Source organism: Hymenobacter sp. AT01-02, assembly GCF_000961955.2.
Taxonomy (GTDB): domain Bacteria; phylum Bacteroidota; class Bacteroidia; order Cytophagales; family Hymenobacteraceae; genus Hymenobacter; species Hymenobacter mucosus.
The window spans coordinates 145224-169907 of sequence record NZ_JZIR02000017.1; the positions used below are offsets into that span (position 1 = coordinate 145224).

The 24684-nt window shown below is 53.8% G+C and carries 25 protein-coding genes and 1 pseudogene; 19 read left to right on the forward strand and 7 right to left on the reverse strand.

Annotated elements, in window-relative coordinates; genetic code table 11:
- Positions 1–125: 125 nt before the first annotated feature.
- Positions 126–2399 (reverse strand): OmpA family protein, encoded by a 2274-nt coding sequence (locus VI25_RS08130; protein ID WP_236704970.1) that lies wholly within the window; start codon positions 2397–2399, stop codon positions 126–128.
- Between the two features lie 440 nt (positions 2400–2839).
- Here VI25_RS08130 and yihA point away from each other — a divergent pair, with 440 nt between their 5' ends.
- The 4 genes from yihA to VI25_RS08145 all read left to right on the forward strand — a co-directional run bounded on the left by yihA (position 2840) and on the right by VI25_RS08145 (position 4584).
- Positions 2840–3457, forward strand: coding sequence for a ribosome biogenesis GTP-binding protein YihA/YsxC (gene yihA / locus VI25_RS08135; RefSeq protein ID WP_045687566.1), 618 nt, complete (start codon positions 2840–2842; stop codon positions 3455–3457).
- Between the two features lie 64 nt (positions 3458–3521).
- Positions 3522–3689: a hypothetical protein gene (locus tag VI25_RS25095; protein ID WP_161806899.1), complete on the forward strand. Its 168-nt coding sequence runs from the start codon at positions 3522–3524 to the stop codon at positions 3687–3689.
- Between the two features lie 29 nt (positions 3690–3718).
- A complete protein-coding gene (locus VI25_RS08140) occupies positions 3719–3988 on the forward strand; it encodes an energy transducer TonB (protein WP_052695022.1) in 270 nt (89 codons plus the stop codon).
- Between the two features lie 32 nt (positions 3989–4020).
- Positions 4021–4584 (forward strand): DUF5606 domain-containing protein, encoded by a 564-nt coding sequence (locus VI25_RS08145; RefSeq protein WP_045687542.1) that lies wholly within the window; start codon positions 4021–4023, stop codon positions 4582–4584.
- Between the two features lie 90 nt (positions 4585–4674).
- Here the strand turns inward: VI25_RS08145 and fbp are convergent, their stop codons facing one another.
- A complete protein-coding gene (gene fbp, locus VI25_RS08150) occupies positions 4675–5685 on the reverse strand; it encodes a class 1 fructose-bisphosphatase (RefSeq protein WP_045687543.1) in 1011 nt (336 codons plus the stop codon).
- 186 nt (positions 5686–5871) lie between these two features.
- Here fbp and VI25_RS28405 point away from each other — a divergent pair, with 186 nt between their 5' ends.
- The 7 genes and pseudogenes from VI25_RS28405 to VI25_RS08180 all read left to right on the forward strand — a co-directional run bounded on the left by VI25_RS28405 (position 5872) and on the right by VI25_RS08180 (position 11973).
- Positions 5872–6162 carry a hypothetical protein gene (locus VI25_RS28405; protein WP_316934286.1) on the forward strand — a complete coding sequence of 97 codons (291 nt, stop codon included), beginning with the start codon at positions 5872–5874 and terminating at the stop codon, positions 6160–6162.
- Positions 6162–7157, forward strand: coding sequence for an aspartate kinase (locus tag VI25_RS08155; protein ID WP_316934287.1), 996 nt, complete (start codon positions 6162–6164; stop codon positions 7155–7157). Before VI25_RS28405 ends, VI25_RS08155 begins: the two co-directional genes overlap by 1 nt.
- Positions 7158–7323: 166 nt before the next feature.
- Positions 7324–7767: a Fur family transcriptional regulator gene (locus VI25_RS08160; protein ID WP_045687544.1), complete on the forward strand. Its 444-nt coding sequence runs from the start codon at positions 7324–7326 to the stop codon at positions 7765–7767.
- A 106-nt stretch (positions 7768–7873) separates the two neighbouring features.
- Positions 7874–8496: pseudogene (locus tag VI25_RS08165) on the forward strand (peroxiredoxin); the annotation flags it as partial.
- Positions 8497–8677: 181 nt separating this feature from the next.
- Positions 8678–9931, forward strand: coding sequence for a 3-deoxy-D-manno-octulosonic acid transferase (locus VI25_RS08170; RefSeq protein WP_055562417.1), 1254 nt, complete (start codon positions 8678–8680; stop codon positions 9929–9931).
- Positions 9932–10010: 79 nt separating this feature from the next.
- Positions 10011–10937, forward strand: a complete 927-nt coding sequence (gene rsgA, locus VI25_RS08175; protein WP_045687545.1) for a ribosome small subunit-dependent GTPase A — start codon at positions 10011–10013, stop codon at positions 10935–10937.
- 154 nt (positions 10938–11091) lie between these two features.
- Positions 11092–11973: an NAD(P)-dependent oxidoreductase gene (locus tag VI25_RS08180; protein ID WP_045687546.1), complete on the forward strand. Its 882-nt coding sequence runs from the start codon at positions 11092–11094 to the stop codon at positions 11971–11973.
- Positions 11974–12112: 139 nt separating this feature from the next.
- Here the strand turns inward: VI25_RS08180 and VI25_RS08185 are convergent, their stop codons facing one another.
- The gene (locus VI25_RS08185) at positions 12113–12757 is read right to left on the reverse strand and encodes a fasciclin domain-containing protein (RefSeq protein ID WP_052695023.1); all 645 of its coding nucleotides are present in this window, start codon (positions 12755–12757) and stop codon (positions 12113–12115) included.
- A gap of 193 nt (positions 12758–12950) precedes the next feature.
- On the opposite strand from VI25_RS08185, the gene VI25_RS08190 reads away from it, so the two are divergent.
- From VI25_RS08190 to VI25_RS08205, 4 genes are all read left to right on the forward strand, one after another.
- Entirely contained in the window at positions 12951–13412 is a 462-nt protein-coding gene (locus VI25_RS08190) for a peptidylprolyl isomerase (RefSeq protein WP_055562418.1), read from the forward strand.
- A 324-nt stretch (positions 13413–13736) separates the two neighbouring features.
- Entirely contained in the window at positions 13737–14888 is a 1152-nt protein-coding gene (locus VI25_RS08195; protein ID WP_152981545.1) for a hypothetical protein, read from the forward strand.
- The gene (locus VI25_RS08200) at positions 14873–15313 is read left to right on the forward strand and encodes a hypothetical protein (protein WP_055562420.1); all 441 of its coding nucleotides are present in this window, start codon (positions 14873–14875) and stop codon (positions 15311–15313) included. Before VI25_RS08195 ends, VI25_RS08200 begins: the two co-directional genes overlap by 16 nt.
- Before the next feature lie 108 nt (positions 15314–15421).
- Positions 15422–16669 carry a radical SAM protein gene (locus VI25_RS08205; protein WP_055562421.1) on the forward strand — a complete coding sequence of 416 codons (1248 nt, stop codon included), beginning with the start codon at positions 15422–15424 and terminating at the stop codon, positions 16667–16669.
- Between the two features lie 200 nt (positions 16670–16869).
- On the opposite strand, the gene VI25_RS08210 is transcribed toward VI25_RS08205, so the two are convergent.
- A complete protein-coding gene (locus tag VI25_RS08210) occupies positions 16870–18396 on the reverse strand; it encodes a sigma 54-interacting transcriptional regulator (protein WP_045687551.1) in 1527 nt (508 codons plus the stop codon).
- A gap of 342 nt (positions 18397–18738) precedes the next feature.
- On the opposite strand from VI25_RS08210, the gene VI25_RS08215 reads away from it, so the two are divergent.
- Positions 18739–19428 (forward strand): 2'-5' RNA ligase family protein, encoded by a 690-nt coding sequence (locus VI25_RS08215; RefSeq protein ID WP_045687552.1) that lies wholly within the window; start codon positions 18739–18741, stop codon positions 19426–19428.
- A 104-nt stretch (positions 19429–19532) separates the two neighbouring features.
- Here VI25_RS08215 and VI25_RS08220 read toward each other — a convergent pair whose 3' ends face one another.
- Positions 19533–20639 carry a vWA domain-containing protein gene (locus VI25_RS08220; RefSeq protein WP_045687553.1) on the reverse strand — a complete coding sequence of 369 codons (1107 nt, stop codon included), beginning with the start codon at positions 20637–20639 and terminating at the stop codon, positions 19533–19535.
- A gap of 160 nt (positions 20640–20799) precedes the next feature.
- On the opposite strand from VI25_RS08220, the gene VI25_RS08225 reads away from it, so the two are divergent.
- From VI25_RS08225 to VI25_RS08235, 3 genes are all read left to right on the forward strand, one after another.
- A complete protein-coding gene (locus tag VI25_RS08225) occupies positions 20800–21081 on the forward strand; it encodes a DUF427 domain-containing protein (protein WP_045687554.1) in 282 nt (93 codons plus the stop codon).
- A 51-nt stretch (positions 21082–21132) separates the two neighbouring features.
- Positions 21133–21777 carry a PliI family lysozyme inhibitor of I-type lysozyme gene (locus VI25_RS08230; RefSeq protein ID WP_052695024.1) on the forward strand — a complete coding sequence of 215 codons (645 nt, stop codon included), beginning with the start codon at positions 21133–21135 and terminating at the stop codon, positions 21775–21777.
- A gap of 205 nt (positions 21778–21982) precedes the next feature.
- Complete coding sequence (locus VI25_RS08235; RefSeq protein ID WP_045687555.1) at positions 21983–22606, forward strand: hypothetical protein; 624 nt, start codon at positions 21983–21985, stop codon at positions 22604–22606.
- A gap of 102 nt (positions 22607–22708) precedes the next feature.
- On the opposite strand, the gene VI25_RS08240 is transcribed toward VI25_RS08235, so the two are convergent.
- Together VI25_RS08240 and VI25_RS08245 are read right to left on the reverse strand one after the other, a co-directional pair.
- Complete coding sequence (locus tag VI25_RS08240; protein WP_045687556.1) at positions 22709–23686, reverse strand: acyl-ACP desaturase; 978 nt, start codon at positions 23684–23686, stop codon at positions 22709–22711.
- Positions 23687–23798: 112 nt separating this feature from the next.
- On the reverse strand, positions 23799–24684 hold an 886-nt coding region (locus tag VI25_RS08245; protein WP_161806900.1), incomplete at its 5' end, for a hypothetical protein.

The window sequence follows — 24684 nt, forward strand, 5'->3', positions numbered from 1 at the left end:
TTAGTGCGAAGAACGGCAAAACAAAGGCAAAATTGCCTTTTGATAACGCCAACCTCCGCATTATGTTGAAAAAAAACGGGCCGGACTTGAGGTCCGACCCGTTTCTAGGAATTTGGTGACGTGGATTAGTCGTTGTCCGTCTTCACCTTAGTTTTAGAACCATCAGCCTCTTTGGCTTTCGAGTCAATAGTACCGTCTTTGGTTACAGTCTTGCTTTTCTCGTCGTTGGCGCCTTTGGTTTTCACTTTCACCTTGTCGCTGTCCTCATCTACTTTAGTTTTCACCTTCGTACCGTCGGGCAGTTTGGCTTTGCTCTTGCCCGGCGACAATGGCACCGTAGTACGAGTGCTAGTTCCGGAAGTGCCTGTAGTGGTGGTAGAGGTTCCGCCAGTGGTAGCACCCGTGCCAGCACCCGAGCCAGTAGTACCGGAGTTGAGCTGAGGCATTGTTTCGCCTTCCTTCAGAATCACACGGAACTCTACGCGGCGGTTCAGCTGCATGTTCTCTGGCGAGTCGTTGGCGGCAGCCGGACGACGCTCACCGTAGCTTACCGTCACCATGCGGGTCTCACCAATACCTGATTTCTTCAAGTAGTTGTAGGCAGCATCAGCACGGTTCTGACCCAGTACAATGTTGTACTCGTCGGTGTTGCGCGAGTCGCAGTGGCCTTCGATGGAGATGTTTACCCCGGGGTTTGCCTTCAGGATATTGCTAATGTTGTTCAACTCGCGAATTGACTCCGGCCGCAACTTATACTTGTCGGTATCGAAGTAAATCTTGTTGAACTGAGCAAATGTTGTAGTGTCGATGTAGTCAACGTAGAAGTTCTTCTCGATGATAGTCGAGTCGTTCGTTGACACGGGCACCGGGAACTCTTGCGTCTCGATGTTTTTGCCATCTCTTGATACTGCCACCTGGTAGGTACGGCCCGAAAGCACACTTACCTGATAGTCGCCAGTTTCCGGCTTGGTGATGTCGCGGTAGCTCAGAGCCGTTTTATCGGCTTGCGTACCACTGAACACCAATTCTACACCCGAAATTACTGAGCTATCCCGCTTGGAAATTACCTTACCACGGATAACGGCATTTTTGATGTAGTTGATGGTATAGATGTCTTTTTCACCGTAACCACCAATGCGGTAGGACGACAGATACGCGTAGCTACCATCAGGGCTGAGGCGGTAGTACGTGTCATCATCGGGCGTGTTCACGGGGTAACCCATGTTTTCCGGACGGCCCCACTTGTTGCCTACCGAATCCCAATCCGACTTAAAGATGTCGTAGCCACCCATGGTGTTATGACCACGGGAAGAGAAGTACAGCGTCTTACCATCCCGGCTCAAATACGGGCTGTCGTCATCGTACTGCGTGTTGATGACGCTACCTACTGACTTGGGCGAACCCCAGTCGCCACCTTCCTGACGCGTAGCGTAGTAGATGTCTAGCGAACCATCTTCCGAATACTTGCCGGTCGAGAAATAAATTGTGCGACCATCTGGCGTGATGTAGGCGTCTGACTCAAAGGCTTTCGAGTTAACGTTACCGTTTAGCTTCTTTGGAGACGTCCAGTCTCCGCCCGATTTCTCCGAGTAGAAAATGTCACCATTCTCATCTTGGCGGTACATCAACATCTTGGTGTCGTTATCGAACACTTGAATGGATGCATCATGGCCTTTGCCGTTTAGCACACCGCTCAACGAACGGGGCTTATCCCATTCATCGTCACCGAGGCGCTTGGCTTCGAAGATGTCTTCGTAGTATTCACCATCGGAAGCAATGTTGCCTTTGTTCTTGCTATCCGTATTGCCAGCACCAGTTACGTTTTCACCACGCGAGGTGAACAGCAACAGTTTGTCGTCGTTAGAAATAACAGGGCTGTGCTCTGAGTACTGCGAGTTGATAGTAGGGCCCAAGTTCTTCACGAAGATATCCTTGGGGCTGTTGAACTGCACTTTGGCGTTCTTGCTATGCTGAATCAGCAGAGCAAGTTCGCGCTTGCGCGTGTCTTTGCTTTTTAGCGTAGCATTGTATGCCTGAAAGTGCGTGATGGCCTCATCAAAGTTGTAGTTCAGGTGGTCTACCCGACCTAGCCAGTACTCTACATCCTTTGATACTTTTGGTTTCAGCTTTTGAGCCTTATAAATGTAGTCGCTGGCCTTTTCTTTGTCGAAAGACATATAGGATATGCCCGCCCGGAACAACGCCAGCGCATTGTTTGGCTCCTTGGCCAACACTTGTTCGTAGTAAGGGATGGCAGCCCGGTAGTTCTCTTTCTCAAAGAACTTATTTGCAGTCTTCAGCTGTTTACGCGTGCTCTGGGCCAGTGCAGGTTGGGCCATAGCCGCCGTCAGCGCGAAGGCGCACGAGGCTTTCAATAACCTTCTGACTAAGTTGTCCATTGTTGGAGGGGTTAGGGAAATAAGGAGTTGCAAGGAGAAGTTAGAATACCGATTACGGGCTGTAAATGCGGTTTTCGGGAAGTTGCCTCTTATACTGAAATTAAGTTCCAGGGTTAAGATAATATGGGCAAATTTGCATCTACCACAAACTGTTTGTAGGTAATCTGCTCACTTTCCCAAATAGTCAGTTGCCTGAATCTGGTGTATTTACGGGCAAAGATAGTAGTTTTATAATACGACCTTAGCCATATCCAATTTCGTACAATACGATACGCAACACATCGAAAAATAGATTTTGGTATTCCTCTATAGTTGAGCTATGCTGTTTAGGCCGCGCAAATATAGGTCCACTCATTAAACAGCAAGTTTTTTCATGAAAAATTATGCTCGGCAGCCTCCGCATGCAATTGGTTACCTTTGCGTTTCACAACCTGTTGCCAATGAATATCCGGGAAGCCAAGTTTCTGATGAGTAATACCCGCGTAGAGCAGTGCCCGGCTCCTACGCTACCTGAATACGCCTTCATTGGACGCTCCAACGTAGGTAAGTCGTCGCTTATTAATATGCTGACGGGCCACAAGGGCTTAGCTAAAACATCTTCATTGCCTGGCAAAACGCAACTTATTAATCACTTTCTTATTAATAATGAGTGGTATTTGGTCGATTTACCAGGTTACGGCTATGCCCGCGTGAGCAAAGATGCCCGCGTGAAATGGGGGCGAATGATTAATTATTATTTGCGCCAGCGCGAAAACCTTACCTGCGTGTTTGTGCTAATTGATTCGCGCCATGAGCCACAAGCAGTGGATTTAGAGTTTATGGAAATGCTCGGCTCCGAGGGCATTCCATTCGTGATGATCTTTACGAAGGCCGACAAACTTTCGGGTACGCGCACGCAACAAAACGTGGCTGATTACTTGCGGAAGATGCAGGAAACCTGGGACGAATTGCCGCGTCATTTTGTTACGTCGGCGGAAGAAAAGACTGGGCGAGAAGAAGTGCTAGAGTTTATTGCGGAAGTGAATCGGCAACTGGCCGAAGAAGGCAGTAATGCGTAGATTGGCCCCGTAATTGCCTAGTTTTCGGCAGTCTCATTTGTACGTTTTGTTCTCTCTTTATTGCATGAAAAAAATTTCCTTCCTGCTAGGTTTTGGGCTCCTGGCTCTATCGGCCCCAGTCCTGGCGCAAAAAACCAAGGTAAAAGTGAAGGAGGATGCCGCAGCACCCCAATCGGCGCCTGCACCTGATGCACCAGCCAGCAAGCTCCGGCTCCGAAGGCTATTCCGGTAGCCGAATATTACGAGGGCGGTCAGGAAGCCATGTATGCCTTCATCGCCAAGGAACTGAAGTATCCAATTATGGCCCGCCGCAACCGCATTCAGGGTCAGTGTATTGTGAGCTTTACGCTAAATACCGATGGCACTATGTCAGGCATCAAGCTGGTTAAGAACATTGGCGGTGGCTGCGGCGAAGAAGCGTTGCGCGTAGTGCGCCTGTTAAAGTTTAACAAGCCTGATTACGCCATCCTGACCAGCCTGCCCATCACGTTTAAGCTGCCTGCGCCCGGCCAAGCCGCCGCTACTGAGTAACTTCGCACTTTCCAACAATTGCTTTTTTCCTTATGCCCTACGACCTGAGAGAGGTAGCTGCTATCAGCGGCATGCCCGGTCTGTACCGCCTGCTGAAGCCTACCCGCGCTGGCGTTATCATTGAAGCCCTCGACGAGAAAGGCACCCGCTCCGTGGCTTCGGCCCGCAACAAGGTGTCGCTGCTTCACGAAATTTCCATCTATACCCAAGACTACGATCAGACGGTACCCTTGACGGAAGTATTCGACCGGATTCACCAGCAGTACGGCACTGCTCTGCCCCTCACCAATAAATCGGATGACCGGGACCTGACGGCCTTCATGGGTACTATCATCCCTGACTACGACCGGGACCGGGTGTACATGTCTGACATCAAGAAGCTGGTGACGTGGTATCACACTGTGAGCAGCCGCTTGGAGTACCAGGCACCTGCAACGGAGGATGAAACCACGGCCTCGGCAGAAGAGCCTTCTGCCGACGAAGCGCTGAGCACAGCTGGTATCATTGCATCCTCTTCGGAAGATGACGCTGCGGGCAACCCAGAAGCTGCAACGGAGAAACCCGCCAAAAAAGCGGCTAAGAAGAAAGCAGAATAATATATCTGCTCGCTCTCACGTAAAAAAGCCTCCTGATGCATTCAGGAGGCTTTTTTATATTATAAAAAGTAGTAAAAACCCTGCTAATTATCAGCTAGCGTTGTCTTGCGCGAGGAATTGCTCTGCTTTCTCTACCAATTCCGAGGAGCCAATAAATACAGGGCTGCGCTGGTGCATCTCGTGGGGCTCTATTTCCAGAATACGGCACCGCCCGCTGGTAGCTTTACCACCGGCTTGCTCCACAATAAAGGCGAGTGGGTTGCACTCGTACATGAGACGCAGCTTGCCCTGCGGAGCTTTAGCCGATGCGGGATACATGTAAATCCCCCCTTTTAGCAGATTGCGGTGGAAGTCGGCTACCAATGAGCCGATATAACGGGCGGAGTAGTTTTGCTCTTTGCAGTAGGCTACGAAGGCAGTGGTCCCGGCCGAGAAGGTTGCCGACGCGCCTTCGTTAATTGAGTAGATAGCGCCCGTAGCAGGCGTTTGAATATTAGGGTGCGAAAGGAAAAACTCTCCTAGTGAAGGCTCATACGTGAAGCCGTTGACGCCATTGCCCGTGGTATACACCAGCATGGTGCTAGAACCGTAGACCACGTAGCCGGCGGCCACCTGATGCGTACCCGTTTGCAAGCAGTCTTGGCGGGTACCCTCGCCTCCCGTGGGCGACACACGCCGGTAGATGCTGAAAATCGTCCCGATGCTCACGTTTACGTCAATGTTGGAAGAGCCGTCCAAGGGGTCGATAGCAACAATGTACTTGCCTTGCACATTGCCCGTCTGAATCACTTCTTCATCTTCCTCGGAGATAATAGTACATACCTCTCCCCCATTACGCAATGCCCGAATAAACCGAATATTGGCAATAACATCGAGCTTCTGCTGATCCTCCCCTTGCACGTTGCGGTTGCCATACGCGCCAGCAATATCGATAAGGCCCGAACGGTTTATTTCGCGGTTTACAATTTTAGCGGCCAAAGCAATGTCGCGCAGCAGTTGCGAGAGTTCCCCCGTTGCGTACGGAAAGTCTTCCTGCTTGCGCATGATAAAGCGGTCCAGGGTAGTACCTACAGGTAAGGCCAGCTTGTCGGGGTGGTTCATAGGAAAGACTAAGAAAAAAGGAAAGAAAGTAAAAGCAAAGGAAACAAAACGATACAACAGTCCAAAAATAGCGTATTTCCTTTAATGGTGCGCGGATTAGTACGTACGGCTGCGGCAAGCCTTGTACCGGCTCTGGAATACGATAGTTATGCTAGGTAAAAAAGTACTTCGCCCTACATTTGGGCCATGCAGGAACCGCATCAACTCAAAATTTACAAGTTCGGCGGCGCTTCGGTGAAAGACGCAGCTGCTATTCGTAACCTCCAGCTGATTGTACGAGAGCACAGCGGGCCGGGTCCCTTGCTGATTGTCGTATCGGCTATGGGCAAGACGACTAATGCACTCGAAGACCTCTTTCACCTAGCCCATGGGGGCCAGGAATATACCGCACCGTTGGCAGCGCTACGCGCCTTTCACTTGGGCGTGGCAGCGGAGCTTGGCATAGCGATATTACTCTGCCCACTGCACCCAGCATAGTGGAGCTGCTAGAGCAGCTTGGCGACCGACTAGCTACGATAACTACCGGTGACTACGATAAGCAATACGACCAAGTAGTAAGCTTTGGAGAGCTGCTGGCCACGCGCATTGTAGCCGCCGCTTTAGAGGCACAGTGGGTTGATTGCCGCCCTCTGATTCGGACGGACCATACCTGGCGGGAAGGCCGCGTAGACTGGCCCACTACCGAGCGTAGCCTGCGGGCAACCTTGCCCCCTTTATTAAGCAACGGCCCCATCGTAACGCAGGGTTTTCTGGGGGGAACCGCCAGCGGCTATACCACTACTTTAGGGCGTGAGGGCTCTGACTACACGGCTGCTATTCTGGCGTACTGCTTGGGGGCACAGGACGTCACTATTTGGAAAGATGTGGCCGGCCTGCTGAACGCTGACCCCAAAATATTTGCCGATACCGTGCGCTACCCAGAAATCAGCTACCAGGAAACCATTGAAATGGCTTACTATGGCGCTTCGGTTATTCACCCCAAAACCATAAAGCCTTTGGCCGTGCGGCATATTCCGCTGCTGGTAAAGTCGTTCGTAGATCCTACGGCAGAGGGCACTAAAATCCATGACTGCCGCCACGGCCTACTGGCTCCTGCTTATATTCGTAAGGCCGCCCAGTGCTTGATTTCCTTTTCCTCTAAGGACCTTACTTTCATTTCGGAAGAAAACCTGGAGGTCATTTTTGGGGCGTTGGCTCAGGTACGCCTGAAGATCAACCTGATGCAGAACTCGGCTATCAGCTTTTCCGTGTGCACTGATTTTTCGGCGTACCGCTTAGAGAAGCTCTTGGACCTCTTGCGCGAGCAGTTCACCATTCATTATAATACCGGCCTGGAGTTATACACCATCAAAAACTACGATACCGCTAGCATTCGGCGGATTGCCCAGGACCGGGAGTTGTTGCTGGAACAGCGGACCCGCCAAACATTTCAGTTCGTTTGCCGGGGAAGTTTTAACGAGGTCAGTGCCTGATTGGTTACGGGTAAGTAGCAGCAGACAAACCTGCCACCTAATTGCCACTACAGTACCACGTAGGAAGTTGTAGACCGCCAAAACGAAACATTTTTGTCTTCTGCTACCTTATCCCTCTACCTTTACTGATAATCATTCCTACCTAGTGAGCCTTTCACCCAACCATATGCACGCATCGGCATCGGCAGTCAATCCGGGAGCCTTGCGCAGTCGCCTAGCCCAAGCGGGGCTCCGGGCTACCCGGCAGCGGCTGGTTATTTTAGAGAGCCTACTGACCTTGCCTGGCCATCCTACTGCCGAGCAAGTTCATCGGCATGTAGTAGGCCATTCTCCTTCCATTTCTCTGGGCACAGTATACAAGGCGCTTGATTCCTTTGTAGCGGCTGGCCTTACGCGGCGTGTAGCCTCAGCCGAGGGAGCTTCTCGCCGCTACGATGCCGATTGCACGGAACACCACCATCTATTCTGCACCGATACACAGGAAATCATTGACTATTGCGACCCGCAACTGGATGAACTGATTCGTCAATTTTTTGCGGCGCGCGAACTAGAAGGGTTTCAGCCCCGGTCGTTCTCCTTGCATGTAGTGGGTACTAGGGGTATGAAATAACGGGCGCACAGCAGGCACTCAATCTTTTCAGCTCGCTATGCGTACCAGTAAGTAGACAGATCAGCTGATCTGTTTTTCTTGTCCCCCCTCCTCACTACTCCACTTCATGGCAGTTCTAGTTGGCAAACGCGCCCCTTCGTTTAAAGCCACCGCCGTTATTGCCGGCGAATTCGAAGAAGAATTTTCTCTCGACCGATACTTGGGGAAGAAGCACGTACTCTTCTTCTTCTACCCCGCCGATTTCACGCAGGTATGTCCCACCGAAATCTTAGGCTTTCAGGATCGGATAGCCGACTTTGAAGCCAAGGGCGTGGCAGTGGTAGCCTGTTCTACCGATACCCACTTCTCGCATGCAGCCTGGCTGAAAACCGGGCGTGACGCTGGTGGTATTGCCGGCATCACGTACCCGCTGGTAGCCGACGCCAGCAAGACTATTTCGGCTAACTACGATGTACTAGGTGGCCACTTCGACTATAACGAAGCCGGTGAAATGACCTTTGTCGGGTCGCCGTTGGCTTACCGCGGCTTGTTTCTAATTGACAAGGACGGAATTATCCGCCACCAGGTAATCAATGATGGCCCCCTGGTGCGTAGCGTGGATGAAGCCATGCGCATGTAGATGCCCTGCAATACTTTGAGGTGCACGGTGAAGTGTGCCCCGCCAACTGGGAAGAAGGCAAGCACGTGTTTCCTAACACTGGCGATAACGGCAGTAGCTTTCTAGTAAAAAGACGGCCTACTAACCATAGTCCCGCATGGGTTACAAAGCCTCAACCTCAGCTGGTTGGGGCTTTTTTCGTTTGCCGTTTAGTAAACGCCTATTTTTGCCGCCTCTGCTTCCTACCTGTCGGCCCTTGGTTCGACTAAATATTTGTTTTGCGGAGCATCACCTCTAAGTCCTTTCCTCGAATTGGTTTTCCTATATTCTATAGCCCTGCACCTGTACGGCCTGCTGTTGCAACTAGTGGCGCCCTTGGTGCCGAAAGCTGCACAGTGGGTAGAGGGGCGCCGCGGCCTCTTAGCTCACATCCAGCAGGCACTACACGCCGAAACGGCCCCAATTGTCTGGTTTCACTGCGCTTCCCTGGGTGAGTTTGAGCAGGGCCGCCCCGTCATGGAGGCGTATATGGCTCGCCATCCTCACCACAAGCTGGTCCTGACGTTCTTCTCGCCTTCGGGCTACGAGATACGCAAGAACTGGTCGGGCGCCGACTACGTGTTTTACCTCCCCCTCGACACAGCCGAGAATGCTCGGCTCTTCTTAGCGGCGGTGAAACCTCGCTTAGCCGTGTTCGTGAAGTATGAATTCTGGTATCATTTCCTCACGGAGCTTGAGCGGCGCCAAGTCCCAACCATCTGCGTATCGGCCATCTTCCGGCCCGAACAGTCGTTTTTTCGGCCCTGGGGCGGTTTTTTCCGCCGTACCCTTGGCCGCTTCACGCACATTTTCACGCAGAATGCCTCGTCGGTGGAGCTGCTGCGCGCCGTAGGTCTCACGCGTGCTAGCGTGGCTGGCGACACTCGTTTCGATACGGTAGTTCGTACCGCATCGGTGCCACCCAAGCCTCTGCCCCTGATTGAGGCTTTCACCGATGATTGGTCGCCCGTATTCATTATTGGCAGTAGCTGGCCCGAGGATTTGCCTGCCCTCACGCCCTTATTTCGGCAGTACGCCGACCATTTGCGCTTTGTGGTAGCCCCCCACGAAATCAACGAAACCAATCTGCGCTTGGTGGAGGAGGCGCTTCCCGGCAAGGTTGTCCGTTTCTCCCGGGCTCACCTTGCCACCGTGGCCGAAGCGCGCCTCTTGCTAATAGACAACGTAGGCATGCTCAGCCAGCTGTACCGGTTTGGGCATTTTGCTTACGTAGGAGGAGCCTTTGGCAAAGGCCTGCACAATACGCTGGAGGCAGCAGCATTTGGGTTGCCACTGTTCTTTGGCCCAACTTACCACAAGTTTCAGGAAGCACAAGACTTGGTAGACTTAGGGTGCGCTTTTCCCATCAAAACAGCCGATGAGCTACTAACAGCTTTTGGCCCGCTCTACCACCGGGAGGAGGCGCGCTTGGCAGTGCAAGACATTAGCCTCGATTACGTGCACGACCACAGTGGAGCAACTGGTAAGATAATGAGTTGGCTAGAACGTGACGTAGTACAGCCATAAGCATCTGCTTTGCTCAGCATCTCAGCCAAGTTTCAACTCCGCATTTCCCCTTACCTCCCACTCCCAACTTCACTTTTATATGACCGGAATCATCGTTAAGTCGACGGGCTCGTGGTACGTGGTACGCGAAACGGGCAACGGTCAATTACACCGCTGCCGCTTGCGGGGCAAGTTTAAGCACAAGGGGCTGAAGGTAAGCAACCCGTTGGCCGTAGGCGACCAGGTAGATTTTACCGTTGAGGAGCAAACGGAAGGCGCGGGCGTCATTCATCATATTGAGCCCCGCCGCAACTACATCATTCGCCGCTCGGTGCACAAAACCGAGCATGCGCACATTGTAGCCGCCAACATCGACCAAGCCCTGCTGGTTGTGACGCTAGCTTCACCCGCTACTTCGTTCGGATTCATCGACCGATTTCTGGTTACGGCCGAAGCGTACCACATCCCCGTTACGCTCTTGTTCAACAAAACCGACCTGTACGACGAGGACTTAGCCGACTACCAAGAGCAAGTCCTGAAGATGTACCAGCGCGTGGGCTACCCCGGGCTACGCTGCTCGGCCCATTCCGGCGAGGGTGTACCGGCCATTGATGCCTTGCTAGATGGCAAAGTATCCCTACTGTCGGGCCACTCTGGGGTTGGCAAGAGCACGTTGATTAATGTGCTAGTACCGGATTTGGATTTGAAGACGGCTGAAATCAGCGAGTTTTCCGACAAGGGCGTGCACACCACTACGTTTGCCGAAATGCTGGAAGTACGGCCCGGCACCTACCTCATTGACACGCCAGGCATCAAGGAATTGGGCCTCGTGGATATGAAACCCGGGGAACTGGCGCACTATTTCCCCGAAATGCGGGCCTTGCTGAATCAGTGCCGCTACCACAACTGCCAGCACACCCACGAACCTGGTTGCGCCGTGCGTGAAGCCGTAGATAAAGGTAAAATTGCCCTCCCTCGCTACGACAGCTACGTAAGCATGCTGGAAGGCGATGATAACCGGAAATAGCCTATTCGCGTGCTCAAAACATCGTATTGCTTTGGGTAGCAGACTTTTTTCAGGCTTGATAGTTACTCGGTAAACCATCATGTCCCGGGGCCTGGGTTCTTTGAACTCTGGCCGCCACCTACTACACTCTTCTTTGGCATCTAATTTTTCTTCCATGTCGCACCGCATTGCCTTCCTCGGCCTTGGAAATATGGGCGAGGCCATGGCCGCCAACCTGCTCAAAGCCGGGCATTCGCTCACGGTATATAATCGCACTGCTAGCAAAGCTGCTGGCCTGCAAGCCCAGGGCGCTACCGTAGCAGCTACACCCACGGAAGCCGTACAGAACGCCGATTTCGTGTTTACGATGGTAACCGATGATGCCGCCCTTGAAAGCTTGTGCACAGGCCCTGAAGGCTTCTTACCGGCCATGAAGCCTGGTGCCGTTCATGCATCGTGCAGCACCGTGGCTCCCGATACGAACCGCCGCTTGGCAGAAGCACACGCCCAACACGGCACGTTTCTAGTCTCAACGCCCGTGTTTGGTAAGCCCGACGTGGCTGCCGCTGGCAAGTTGTGGCTGGCTGCCGCCGGCCCCGCTTCTGCCCGGCAGCAACTGCTTCCCCTTTTGGAGGCAGTTGGTCAGGGTACGTATGAGTTCGGGGACGACCCCGGCGCAGCCAGCACGGTAAAGCTCTGCGGCAACTTTATGCTGGGCGCGGCCATTGAGGCCATGGCCGAGGCTTTTACCCTGGCGCAAAAAAGTGGCCTTGATCGACAGCAGGTGTACGAGTTCTTCACGAACACGCTGTTCAACATCCCCATCTACAAAAACTACGGCAAGCTGGTGGCCGACCGTCGGTACGAACCCGTTGGCGCAGCTCCGGCCATCATTCGCAAAGATTTGCGCTTGGTGTTGGACGAGTCGCGCACATACGTAGCTCCTATGCCCTTTGCCAACATCATTCATGACAACCTCTCCATTAGCGTAGCCAAGGGCGAGCAGAATGACTGGGCTGGTTTTGCGGAGCGGGCCGCCGAGAATGCCGGTTTGTAGCGTACAGCTAAGTAGATAGCTGCCCGGAAGGAAAACGAGCTATGTCCTTTTCCTTCCGGGCACTTTGCTTTTTGGAGCACGCAAAAAAGCCCGACTGAAGCAGCCGGGCCTTTTCAACCAATCAGGAAATCAAAAGGGGTTACATGGGGGGCAGCAGCACCCCATCAATCACGTGTGTGACACCGTTGCTAGACACCACATCCGCTATTTGCACGGTTGCGGGAGCGTCCTTGCCATTGCTGATCATCACCTTGCCGCCCTGCACAGATATCTTTATTTTTTCGCCGTTCACGGTCGTCAGTTGCTGCCCATCTTTAAGGTCGGCGGCTAGCAACCGGCCCTGGATTACGTGGTAGGTAAGCACGCCTTTGAGATTTTCCTTGCTTTCAGGCTTCATCAGGCCAGCTAGGGCTCCCGTGGGCAGCTTATCGAAGGCAGCGTTAGTAGGCGCAAAAACTGTGAATGGGCCGGGGCCGCTGAGTGTGCCGTCAAGCTCAGCCGCTTTCACGGCTTTCACTAGCGTAGTCACGCTGCTGGCCTGCACCGCATTTTGCACGATTGTTTTGTCGGGCGTCATCGCCACACCGTCCACCAATACACCTTTCGGCTTACCCATCCGAGCGGAGTCCGACATCATGGCCGCAGAATCCACGGTGGGAGTGGTCGTTTCGGTGGTAACAGTAGCAGTTTCGGTGGTCGAGTTTTCGCCGCAGCTGGTTAAGCCAGTGGTAACAATGCCAGCTGACAACAAAGCCAAGAAAGCAGCGCTCAGGTTCTTCTTCATTGAAGCAGTTAGGAGTTTTGGTAGAGAATAGTGCAAGAAAGTAATTCTGTAAGTGCTACGGTAGTACAGATACGAGAGTAGCTCATCTACTGGATGTAGGACAGGACGTAATTTGGCTACCTTTGCGCCTCCAGCGGCACCCGCTGGGCGGCACTTGCCGTATACTCGCCCGTACCACCCATTTTTCACCCCGATGAAAACTGCCGAAATCCACACCGCAAAAGGTGTAATGAAAGTGGAGTTCTACGAAAAGGACGCTCCGAACACTGTTAAAAACTTCACTGACCTTGCGAAGAAAGGTTTCTACGACGGCCTGAAGTTTCACCGTGTAATTCCAAACTTCGTAATTCAGGGCGGCTGCCCTAACACCCGCGAGGGAGCCAAAGGTGCTCCTGGCACTGGCGGCCCCGGCTACAAAATCGACTGCGAGTTGAGCGGCGACCATCAGTACCACGAACGCGGCGCCCTAAGCATGGCTCATGCTGGCCGCAACACGGGGGGCTCGCAGTTCTTCATTGTGCACGACCGTCAGAATACGGCTCACCTCGACCGCAACCACACCGTATTTGGTAAAGTGGTAGAAGGCCTGGACGTTATCGACCAGATTCGCGCCAACGACGAGATTCAAAAGATTGTAGTAACTGAAGAGGCGTAAGGTTAGCTTCTCTTCTAGTAGTACTGAGTTTACAAAAGCCCGCCGGATTTTCCGGTGGGCTTTTGTGCGTTTAAGCTGGTTATTCAACCTCACTTAGGTGTAGCTCAGAACTGTAAACACTTCTACAAAGTCAGAATAAATTGTTGCAATACGTTTGTAGTCAATACTATATATAATCACATAGATATGCAGAAAGTCTTGACAGCAAGGCAGTTGGTTTTGCTGCGGCACGGGGGCTAAGTACGTTCGGAGCAACAAAGCCACCTGCTACTGTAGGGCGCTGCGCCTGCCTCCATTAGTACACGTAAGATTATCCTATTCTGTATGGAAACGTCCTGTACTACACGCCCAGGAGTGCTTGCAGCATTCCGACGGCGCCTACCTGCTTCCTTGCTGAGTGGGGTGACGCTTGTGATCCACATGGTGCTGGCTTCCGGCTGCAATTACTACTGGCCCCAGCAGCAAACAGCTGACCCCGCTGGGGTAGCTAGCTTGGCCTCGTCTAAGTTATTCCTAGTGCACCAAGGCAATAGCGTGTGGCAGCTTCAAAATCCGCAGTTGAGCGGCGAGGCTCTACAAGGACAAAAAGCCGACCTAACATTGGAATTGCGCCAGTATGCTACTCCCATTATAGGTCAGGGATTGCGCTACAAGCGTCGTGACAAGCATACGGCCCTGAATCTCGTTCATCTCTACCTTACTGATTCGCATACGTTCACGGGCTCCCAGGTTAGTATTCCGCTAGCGGACATGCAGCGCTTGGAGGTGATAGAGCGGGATACGGGCAAAACCATTTTTTCTCATGTGCTTGTCGGCGCTGGAGTTGTAGGCGGGGCCTATGTTATCCTAGGCATCATCGTACTGCTCACCAAGAGTTCTTGTCCTTTCGTGTATGCTTACGATGGGGCGAATTACCAGTTTGTGGGCGAAGCATACGGGGGTGCCATCTTCGCACCTGCTGAGCGCGACGATTACATGCCCCTACCCAACCTGCAGGCCCAGGGGCAGGACTATCAGCTCAAAATCACGAACGAACTGCGGGAGCGGCAGTATACCAACGTGGCAGAGCTGTGGTTGGTGCATCATCCGGCGGCTACGTCCGTGTTGATAGACAGCCAGGGTAATATGCACACCATTGGGCGCCCAATGGCCGCCGTGCAAGCAACTTCCGACGCTGGCACCAACTACACCACCCACCTCGCAACGCGCGACAAGAGCGCGCTACTCTTCAACGACGAAACGCCTGGCACTGCTCCCAACAGCGTGGTGCTTACCTTTCCGAACCCCACGCAGGCTAGGCTGGCAAGTTGGTACTACACGCCCAAAACTCCTTGTGGCTGGATTACCTCTACGGCGAGTTCACAAAGAAATTCGGGTCGTACTACGGCCAGTGGGCCAGCACCCAGCACAACGTACCAGCGCGGGAGCTACGGGAGTGGTCGGAGCAACAGGGCGTTCCGTTGCGAGTATCCATAGAAACGACGCAGGGTTGGCAACTCGTCGAGCAAATCCAGACGGTAGGCCCCCTGGCGTCGCGCGACCTAGTAGTCCCGTTCACGGTGCCGGGCACTACGTCTTCCGGCCCTATTCGCTTGAAGCTGGAAACGGGCTTCATGTTTTGGGAGGTAGACTATGCAGCCGTTGATTTCAGCGCCGATGCGCCCGTGCACATCGAGAAGCTGACGCCGCACAGCGCCCGCGATGAGCAGGGCCGTGACCAGCGCACGGCCCTCGCCACCACCGATAGCCACTACCTCGCCCAAACCCATCCGGGCACCGAGGTGGCCCTGCGCTACCGTACGGCCAGCACGCCTACGCCAGACCACATGGTACTACTGCTTTCCTGCATACGCGTGGCTACTACGAGCACATCCGCAACTACGAAGGCCTACCCAACCTGACAGAGCTGTACTCTTTCCGCAAGCCAGGACGGTTTATCACGTTTTCTAAAGACAAGTACCACCAGTCATATCAGGAGCTACACCTAGCAGCCGCTACTCACTAACGTTATGCAAGCTACTATCCTACCCGACCTACCTTACTTAGACCATCCTGCACCGGCTACCACCAAAGCATCGGGCCCCGTAACGGTGCCTACCTTGTCGCCTACCATGGTAGCATCGGGGCTACGGCGCGATGTACTCAACCGCTGCCTAACGCTCGTTGAGACTGGCCTGACTTTACACTACTTGCGCAGCCCCAGCCGCATTCGGCAGGCTGGAGCCGAAGTGCAGGTGCTGCGGCAAGCGTACTATGGCAATTTACGGGTGCAAAAGGTGGCGCACGTAGCCGGGCGGTATTACCGCGAGTTTCAGACGCCGGGCTGGCCTTCGGTGGCCCACGCACGCTACGTAGCTACTACCCTACACCGCCTAACACCCTTCCGGCCCGACGCCCATTCCTTGCAAATGGTGTTTCTGGCTATTACCAAGAAGTGTCCACTTGCCTGCGCCCACTGCTTTGAGTGGGATGCGCTCAACCAACGCGAAAAGCTCACCCTGCCCGACTTACGCCGCATGGTAGCCGAGTTTCAGAGCCGCCACGTTACCCAAATCTTATTTAGCGGCGGAGAGCCCATGCTACGCGTGCACGATATCCTGGATGTGCTACGCACCGCCCAGCCCGGTACCGATTTTTGGGTGTTCACCTCGGGCTTTCATTTTACCCGCAAAAATGCGCAGCTACTCAAGCATGCTGGCCTAACCGGCGTATCCATCAGCCTAGACCATCACGACCCTGCTCAGCACAATGCCTTCCGGGGCTCGCCAGACGCGTACCAACATGCCATAAACGCTACGCAGTACGCCCACGAAGCTGGGTTGGTAGTGGCCCTCACGGTGTGCGCCACCCGTGAGTTTACTACCCCCGAAAATCTTATGGCCTACGCCCGCTTAGCCAAGCAACTGGGTGTCACGTTTATACACATACTGGAGCCCCGGGCCGTAGGTCACTACGCCGGGCAGGTGGTAGACCTAGGCGCTGCTGAACTAGAACTATTGGAAGAGTTCTACCTAAAGCTTAACTATAGCAAGGACTATCTGGATTGGCCAATTGTGCACTACTACGGTTACCACCAGCGGCGCATGGGCTGCAGCGGAGCCGCCGACCGGTTCTTGTACGTGGACACCGATGGCGATATGCACGCCTGTCCTTTCTGCCAGCAGAAAGCGTCTAGCGCCCTCGCCGGGGCGCTAGACGCTTCCTTAGCCGCCTTGAAGTGCAACGGCTGTAAGGCCTTCGCGCACGCTCCTATATAAACCGACGTTTGGCCCACTAACACGGACGGGCCATGGTATTACTTTATCCAATTATTAGCTGCACGTATTCTTATCGTTTTATACCTGGCTGTGCTGCTGTTGTAGAGAACTAGTAAGCAACGCCATATGAATTGGAAACAAAACAGCCGCTCCTGGTAGGAGCGGCTGTTTTATGGTAGTGAGTCGAGCCTTCGTAGTGCTTATTTGCGCTTACGCTTGCGCGACGATTGGTACTCGTCGTCATCGTCGTCATCGCCAAAGTTTGGCATGGTGAACATCGACGACAGCAAGTCCTTGAACTGGGCTCCAGCCGTGAGGCGGTTGCGAGAAATCAGGCTATGCTCGGCCATACCGTGCAAAGCAAACTCCATCCAGAAGTGCATGTTGTCCTTGCTTAACTCGCCGGGTACGCTCTGCTTCACCAAATCCTGCAAACCAGGCACTACGTCCAGCACCTTGCGGTAGTCATCATCGGAAGCATCGTGCAGCAGGTCGATGGTGCGCGACCCAAACCAATCCTGTACGGGTTTGTACGGATTGGGCTTGTCGCGCTGCTTTTTGGTTTTCTCGGGGTCGGGGAAGTAGCTCAGGAACTGGGTGCGCAGAGCCTTGCCCATCAGCTTCTCGGCCACAATACCCGCGCCTTCTTGCTCACCTTCGTACACTAGCTCCACCTTGCCCGTTACGGCCGGTACAGCGCCCAAGAAGTCAGCAATGCGCACGTAAGTCTGTTTTTCGCCATTGATGAGAGCTCGGCGCTCAGCAGCAGCAATAACTTGCTCGTAGGCTGAAATAGTGAGACGAGCCGACACGCCCGACTTCGCATCAACGAACTCAGAGCCGCGGGCCTCAATAGCCACTTGTTCTACCAAGTCGTGTACTACCTCGTTGGTGGTCACCAAGCCGCGCTGCTCCTCCCGGATGCGCGCCTCTTGTTTGGTGATGCGCTTCCCGATTTCAATGCTCTTAGGATAGTGCGTGATAATCTGAGCGTCAATCCGGTCCTTCAGTGGCGTTACAATGGAACCACGGTTGGTGTAGTCTTCGGGGTTAGCCGTGAAGACGAACTGGATATCGAGGGGCAAACGCACCTTGAAACCACGAATCTGGATGTCGCCTTCCTGCAGGATATTAAACAATGATACCTGAATACGGGCCTGCAAGTCGGGTAGCTCGTTGATTACAAAGATGCCCCGGTGGGCTCTCGGAATCAAGCCAAAGTGAATTACGCGCTCATCTGAATACGGCAGCTTCAAGGTAGCAGCCTTAATGGGGTCAGCATCACCAATCAAGTCGGCCACCGACACGTCGGGAGTTGCCAGCTTTTCAGTGTAGCGGTCGTCGCGGTGCAACCAAGTAATGGGAGTGTCATCACCCTGCTCGGCCACGAGGTTACGCGCAAATACCGACAAGGGCTGCATAGGGTCATCGTTCAGCTCCGAGCCGGCTACCACGGGCACGTACTCGTCTAGCAGGCTTACCAACAAGCGGGCAATGCGCGTTTTAGCTTGGCCACGCAAGCCGAGTAGGTTAATATGGTGACCGGCCAAAATGGCCCGCTGCAATTCTGGAATAACGGTTTCCTCGTAGCCATAAATGCCAGGAAACACATCTTCTTTGCTTTGAAGCTTCTTAATCAAATTGTCGCGCAGCTCCTGCTTCACGGAGCGAGGCTGATAGCCGGATTGCTTCAGGGCACCGAGGGTGCGGATGTCAGGTTGAGTCATACGGGGAGTGGATTACCGGCTTGCCTACGTATCCGGGCTAGTAGCAGTCTGGTTCAGGCCGCCGGATTAGTAGTATAACTAGTAAGCCGGGCGGTTGGTTCGGGCAAAATAAAGTATGCTACAGGAAAGATTAAGGTTGTTGATGCCGGGCGTGGGCAGTTTGGTATCTGTCTGCCCCACGCGGTTGCTTCAATACGGCGCGTAGTTCACAACTTGCGGCCGGCTAATCTTTCCGCAAAGCGAAAAAGGCTATGAAGTAAGGAGGCTTTAAAAGTACGCTGCAAGCTTCAGCCGCTGGCAATAGTAAGCCGGCTACTGTTGTCCCTCTCATTTATTACCCGCATGAGCCTACAAGACCATTATGATGCAATGCGCACAACTGCCTTTTCTCATTTCATGCAAGGCAAGGCGGAGCTCGACCCGTTACTTACTTCAGGGGAGGACACCCGCCGGGGCATTACGTTATTGGCTCGTCCGCCGGGGCATATCCTCGCTACCATTGAGCGCGTTTTAGCTGATTTTCAGAAGCTAGACCCTACTCAGTACTACTACCCTGCTTCTGACATCCACCTCACCATTCTGTCCATCATCTCCTGTCACAGCGGGTTTACTCTGTCGCAGGTTGACCCACCGGCCTACCAGGACTTAGTGCGCACCGTTCTGCGTAAGGCCCGCCCGTTTACCGTTCGCTACACGGGGCTTACAGCATCGCCGGGGGGCATCATAGTCCAAGGGTTTCTGGAAGATGACAGCCTGGAAAAACTGCGTAGCAAGATTCGGATGGCCTTTCTTAGCTCTGGCTTACAACAATCCATTGACCAGCGCTACACTATCCAAACGGCGCACTCTACTGTTGTTCGCTTCATAGCGCCGCTCCCCCAGCCAGAGGGCCTTGTTACTGCCCTTCAGAACTACCGGTCCGTGCCTATTGGCTTATTTGAGGTAGACGCGCTTGAGTTGGTGTACAACGATTGGTACCAACGAGCGGCCAATACGGTGCTGCTAGAACATTACTCGCTTACGCCCAACTAAGCAGCCTGAACGCAGACGGGGCATTATAAAAGCCGAGCTACCAAGGTAGTCATACCCTGGCGGCTCGGCTTTTATAATGCAGCTATCGTTTCCGACTGCCGACTCTACACCGACTTGCGGCGGTTGCGCTTGTAGTCCTCGAAGATCAAGTGGCCTAGTCCTTTCAGACCGCTGTAGTAGGCTTTGCCTTGGTTTACTTCCGTAAATTCTTCCACAAACTGCTGCAAGTACGGGTCGGAGGCAATCATGAAGGTAGTGATGGGCACCTTAAGCCGGCGGGCCGCTGCCGCTAAGTTCAGCGTCTTGTTGACAACTTTGCGGTCGAGGCCAAAGCTATTTTTATAATACCCGTTGCCTTCTTTCAAGCAAGTAGGCTTACCATCCGTAATCATAAAAATCTGCTTGTTGGGCGTCTTGCGCTTGCGGAGCAGATCTAGGGCCAGTTCCAAACCAGCCACCGTATTGGTATGGTAGGGCCCTACCTGCAGGTAAGGCAGCTCTTTAACCTCGATCTGCCAAGCGTCGTTACCAAATACGATAACGTCGAGGAAGTCCTTGGGGTACTTCTGCTTCACTAGCTCCGACAGGGCCATGGCAACTTTTTTGGCCGGCGTAATGCGGTCCTCGCCGTACAGAATCATGGAGTGCGAAATGTCGATCATCAGCACCGTGCTGGTCTGCGACTTATGTTCATTTTCGCGTACTTCCAGGTCTCCCTCCGTCAGGATGAAGCTGTCGCCCTCCATGCCGTGGTTGAGCTGGGCGTTGCGAATAGACTCCGTCATCTGAATTTGGTCCAGGGAGTCGCCGAAGCGGAATTCCCGCATGTCGGTGCTCAGCTCGTCGCCCTGGCCGGTGTGGGGAGTGCGGTGATTGCCCTGGCCCGACTTCTTCAGCTTGCCAAAGATTTCTTCCAGCGCCGAGCGGCGAATGTTCTGCTCGCTTTTGGCCGTGATATTGAATGCACCCGGCTCCTGCGGGTCTTCATCGATATACCCTTTCTTCTTCAGGTCTTCAATGAAGTCGCCCATGCCGTACTCATTATCCGTAAGGCCGTGCTGCTTATCTAGCTCGTTTAGCCACGAAAGAGCCTCACTCACGTCGCCGCTGGTGATGGTGACGAGCTGCATGAATATCTTAAAAAGGGAGTCGAAGCCTTTCTCGGTCGACTCCTCGGGCGTAAAGTCCCGAAAACGAAAGCCTGCGGACATAAATCAAGGGGAATGAGTTACCAGAACAACGAGCAGCCGGGCAATGTTCGTTTTCCGCCGGGCCCACGGCGGTAATTGTGCGACTGTCTACCTAAGATAAGTTGTTTTCACTTTTTGGCTGCTGGGCTGTTATTCTCTAACCTCAACCTTACCTCCCCCAATGAAAGCTATCTGGAACAACACTGTCGTGGCTGAGAGCAATGATACCGTGGTAGTAGAAAACAACCACTATTTTCCGGCCGATGCTATTAAGCACGAATACTTCGAGGACAGCATTGCAGGTACCACCTGCCCCTGGAAAGGCCGCGCCAGCTACTACTCCTTGCGCGTAAATGGCGAGCTGAACAAAGATGCCGCGTGGTTTTACCCCGAGCCAAAGGAAGCTGCTCAGCAAATCAAAGGCCGCGTGGCTTTCTGGAAAGGCGTACAAATTGTGCCGTAGGCGGCTACAGAGCGGTTATTTGCGTATACTAGCGCATACGCTTCTTTCTACATGATACCCGCTTCTTTCCGCTTTCCGGCTGCAGCTACTGTTCTGCTAGCCCTGGCTGCCTGCGACACTACTCGCGACACCATCGTAACATCGTCTCCCTCCGTGGCACTACGCAGCGCCGAGTCGGGGCAGGTAGACACGGTCACCAGCTTCCGCCGCAGCTTCACCCAGGGGCCCACTCAATACCAAGTGCGCACCATTGGTGAGGGCAGCCTGCGGTTGCTTACCGTGCGCACTTTGCTAAACGGGCAGGAAATAGGTACGCTGCGCGACACCCTTGATGGAGAAGTGCAGGACGCTGCCCTGGCTTCCCTCAGCGGCCAAACTAACCCCGAGCTGTTGGTTTTTGTGCGTAGCGCCGGCAGTGGTTCCTATGGGTCGGTGTACGGGTATTGGTACGCCGAACAAGGCATGAACCGCTTGCCCGCACTGCCTGAGCTACCCGATCCGGCCGCTCAGGGGTACCAGGGCCAGGACACCTTCCGTATTGAGGGCAAGGAGCTCCTTCGCTCGTTTCCGGTGTACCGTCCAGCTGATGCCAACTGCTGCCCTTCGGGTGGACGGCGTACCGTTCGATATACCCTGCCCACCCGCGCCCGCGGGTTTCAGCAAGTACCAGCTACTAAGACTACTACGCGTTCCTGAGCTACCAAGGGCCTTCTCCGGAATCTTTTGCACGCAGATGGGTTACAATATCCATTCAGGTATATTAATCAATATGTAACAGGAAAAATACAACTCAATTCTGTTACTTGCGTTACCTACAGCTAGTCTCTCTCCCGGGACTTCGTAGTATGTACAACCCCGTGTAGTCTTACCTCGGCCCTTCCTAAAATTTCCCCTTTTCTATATGCTTACTTCTCAGCTTCACCGTCTCCTGCTTGCTTCCGGCATGATTGCAGCGCTGTCTGCCTGCGACACTACGCGTCCCGTAGCCAGCGAATCTTCTTCCGCCGATAATGTGTCGTCGCCTACCGTCGAGGCTTCAGATGTAAGCTTTGACCGGGAAGTAACGCAAGGCAACTATCGGTTCGCGGTTAAGACCTTTGGTTCACAGCCTCAGCGGATAGTTAGCATTCGTTCTTACCGCGGCGCTGCCCAAACTATCGACCCACTACGGGTTGACATTATGGGTGCCGTTACCAACGTAGCCTCTGGTGATTTGAACGGCAACGGCAAGCCTGAGCTCTATATCTTCACGGACAACAAGAACACCAACGGCGGCCTGTACGCCTACGAGTTTGGCGAGCGGGGCTACACCCCCATCACTAACCCTGGTACACCGGCTGGGGCGGCAGGTGCTGGTTACAGCGGCCAAGACACGTACCAGATCAGCGGCAATACGCTTACCCGTACGTTCCCCGTAACGCCGGCTGAAAATGCTACCACTCCCGCGGGCAACCGTACCGTAGAGTACACGCTTGATCCTAGTGGCAAGCTAGTAATGAGCCGTTCTACCGATAGCCCTAACTAGTAACTCCATTACCCAATATCACTGCTGTAGCTTACACAAAAGCCCCCGCTCCTTACGGTGCGGGGGCTTTTATTTGGTATAACCTCCTGGATTGGTAGCTATCTACTCAATCCACTTGAACTTGTATTCCAGCTTGGGCACCGGCATCCGGTCGGCTACGCGGCGCAAGCGGTTTGGTAAGGCCGTAATGTAGTCGCGGGCTTTTTCGGCGGCGCCGTTCAGGCCCGTAATCTGCTCGATCTTCCAGTCCTTAATCAGCGTTTCCAGAATATCGGTGTAGTCTTGGCTGGTGTATACTCCCAAGCGCTGGGCGGCATCGGTGAAGTGGCCAAATGTTTTGCCCATCTCTACGCCTAGCTCACGCATGTAGTGAGCGGGCATCACGATTTTCTTGCGCATCATGTCCTCGAAGGCCAACATCATTTCTGAAGGGTCTACTTCAAAGATTTTCTCAACGAACGTCTTGTAGACACGAGCATGGCGGGTTTCGTCGCCGGCAATCATACCGCAAATTTTCGACAGCTGATCTTCCCCGGCTTTCCGGGCCAGTGTACCTACCCGGCGGTGCGAGAGGTTGGTAGCCATTTCCTGGTAGCTCGTGTACACGAATGCGCGGTAAGGGTCGTGAGCGGTACCCAGATCAAAACCGTCGGCAATGAGATATTGAGTGCTCACCTCAAACTCGCGCATGTTTACGCGGCCCGAGAGGTAGAGGTACCGGTTGAGCAAGTCGCCGTGGCGGTTTTCTTCGGCCGACCAGCCCCGAATCCACTGCGCCCAGCCGTTGTCACGGTCCCGATTCAGGTCATCGAGTTCGTGAAACCAAGCTTCATAGTTGGGCAGAGCCTCCTCCGTAATCGTATCGCCAATGAGGACGGCCAGCAAATCGTAGCTGAGCTCATTGGCGCGCTCACGCAGGATTTTCACCTCATCAAAAAACGTATCGACACGGGAATCGGGCAGAAAGTCAGATGGTTGCCAGCTGCCTTCCACGCTTTTTAGAAAGGTCCCAATGTTTTCTTTCACAAAAGACTCCATATGCTGGAGAACTTCTGCACGGGAGGTGACACTTGCAATCATGGCGGTGCGGAGTAGGGAAAAAGGAGAATTCTGGCTCAAATGTATGTATTCACTACCCCGCATTCCGCGAAATAAGTCCCAATACCCCCCTATAAAATTTTGGCCTTAGGAGCTATTTCACGTCTTCTACCCAAGCTTTATACGCCTGCGGGCCGACTTCAGGGGCGCGTTGCAACCGCACGTGGGGCTGCTGAGTTTGGCGCCGTAGAGCTAGCTGACGGTTAAGTAGCGCTGCCCCCTCCGGCGAAAGAACCCAAGCTACGTGGGGTTGCTCTGCCAAACGGCGCATACTAGTAGTAAAGTCACGCGTGTCCGTGAGGGCGTGGCGAAGCACGGGCTGCGACGGATCGAGGGTGGGCCAGCCGGCTATTCCTAACAAATGGCCCTGAGTTGGCACTAGATGCTCCTGGAAAGGCGAGGCCGATTTATACGTTTCCTCAACGATATCTGACACCAAGATGCCTCCTCGCACTTTACCAAAAAGTAGGCGCTGCCGCTCATGGTTGCGGCTTCTTTCAGCGCTGAGCACCACCCGCCGGTGGCTGGTTTTGTACGCGTAAGGTATGGCAGCTACCAATAGCAGCACCAACAACAGCAGTGCCGACCGTAACGGAAAGCGGGCGGCGGGCTGCAGGCAGAAGATAAGGTTGCCGAGAACCCAGAAATCCAGCACGGGGAGGGCGAGGCGGGGCGGCAGCTTCAGCCCTACCCCCAGGCCTACTACAACAATTGCAAACGCCAGCTGTACTCCCCAAAATACCCCCCACGGCTGCCCACTCCGCCACGCAACCAGGCAGGTACCCACCAACAGCAGCAACAACGGAAAATAGTCGCGCCCGAGTTGCAGTAGCAGGTTACGCAGCTTGGGCAGTGCCGTGTGCTCTACAAAGTAAGGCAACTGAACGGGGGTAGCCCGGTTGAAAAAAGCCTCGTTGATAAGCGTGGAGTCGCCTACCATCCAGTGGTGCGTTAGGGCTAGCCCTAAGCTGTCGGGGGCA

Excerpts from the sequence above, each read along its gene's own strand:
- VI25_RS08240 (WP_045687556.1), bottom strand. The coding sequence starts at position 23,686 with ATGATTGCAAGTGTCACCTCCCGTGCAGAAGTTCTCCAGCATATGGAG.
- fbp (WP_045687543.1), bottom strand. The coding sequence starts at position 5,685 with ATGAACCACCCCGACAAGCTGGCCTTACCTGTAGGTACTACCCTGGAC.
- VI25_RS08235 (WP_045687555.1), top strand. The coding sequence starts at position 21,983 with ATGCTTACTTCTCAGCTTCACCGTCTCCTGCTTGCTTCCGGCATGATT.
- VI25_RS08195 (WP_152981545.1), top strand. The coding sequence starts at position 13,737 with ATGGAAACGTCCTGTACTACACGCCCAGGAGTGCTTGCAGCATTCCGA.
- VI25_RS08215 (WP_045687552.1), top strand. The coding sequence starts at position 18,739 with ATGAGCCTACAAGACCATTATGATGCAATGCGCACAACTGCCTTTTCT.
- VI25_RS08205 (WP_055562421.1), top strand. The coding sequence starts at position 15,422 with ATGCAAGCTACTATCCTACCCGACCTACCTTACTTAGACCATCCTGCA.
- VI25_RS08180 (WP_045687546.1), top strand. The coding sequence starts at position 11,092 with ATGTCGCACCGCATTGCCTTCCTCGGCCTTGGAAATATGGGCGAGGCC.
- VI25_RS08185 (WP_052695023.1), bottom strand. The coding sequence starts at position 12,757 with ATGAAGAAGAACCTGAGCGCTGCTTTCTTGGCTTTGTTGTCAGCTGGC.
- VI25_RS08230 (WP_052695024.1), top strand. The coding sequence starts at position 21,133 with ATGATACCCGCTTCTTTCCGCTTTCCGGCTGCAGCTACTGTTCTGCTA.
- VI25_RS08225 (WP_045687554.1), top strand. The coding sequence starts at position 20,800 with ATGAAAGCTATCTGGAACAACACTGTCGTGGCTGAGAGCAATGATACC.
- VI25_RS08130 (WP_236704970.1), bottom strand. The coding sequence starts at position 2,399 with ATGGACAACTTAGTCAGAAGGTTATTGAAAGCCTCGTGCGCCTTCGCG.
- VI25_RS08145 (WP_045687542.1), top strand. The coding sequence starts at position 4,021 with ATGCCCTACGACCTGAGAGAGGTAGCTGCTATCAGCGGCATGCCCGGT.
- VI25_RS08160 (WP_045687544.1), top strand. The coding sequence starts at position 7,324 with ATGCACGCATCGGCATCGGCAGTCAATCCGGGAGCCTTGCGCAGTCGC.
- VI25_RS08190 (WP_055562418.1), top strand. The coding sequence starts at position 12,951 with ATGAAAACTGCCGAAATCCACACCGCAAAAGGTGTAATGAAAGTGGAG.
- VI25_RS25095 (WP_161806899.1), top strand. The coding sequence starts at position 3,522 with ATGAAAAAAATTTCCTTCCTGCTAGGTTTTGGGCTCCTGGCTCTATCG.
- VI25_RS28405 (WP_316934286.1), top strand. The coding sequence starts at position 5,872 with ATGCAGGAACCGCATCAACTCAAAATTTACAAGTTCGGCGGCGCTTCG.
- yihA (WP_045687566.1), top strand. The coding sequence starts at position 2,840 with ATGAATATCCGGGAAGCCAAGTTTCTGATGAGTAATACCCGCGTAGAG.
- VI25_RS08210 (WP_045687551.1), bottom strand. The coding sequence starts at position 18,396 with ATGACTCAACCTGACATCCGCACCCTCGGTGCCCTGAAGCAATCCGGC.
- VI25_RS08140 (WP_052695022.1), top strand. The coding sequence starts at position 3,719 with ATGTATGCCTTCATCGCCAAGGAACTGAAGTATCCAATTATGGCCCGC.
- rsgA (WP_045687545.1), top strand. The coding sequence starts at position 10,011 with ATGACCGGAATCATCGTTAAGTCGACGGGCTCGTGGTACGTGGTACGC.
- VI25_RS08220 (WP_045687553.1), bottom strand. The coding sequence starts at position 20,639 with ATGTCCGCAGGCTTTCGTTTTCGGGACTTTACGCCCGAGGAGTCGACC.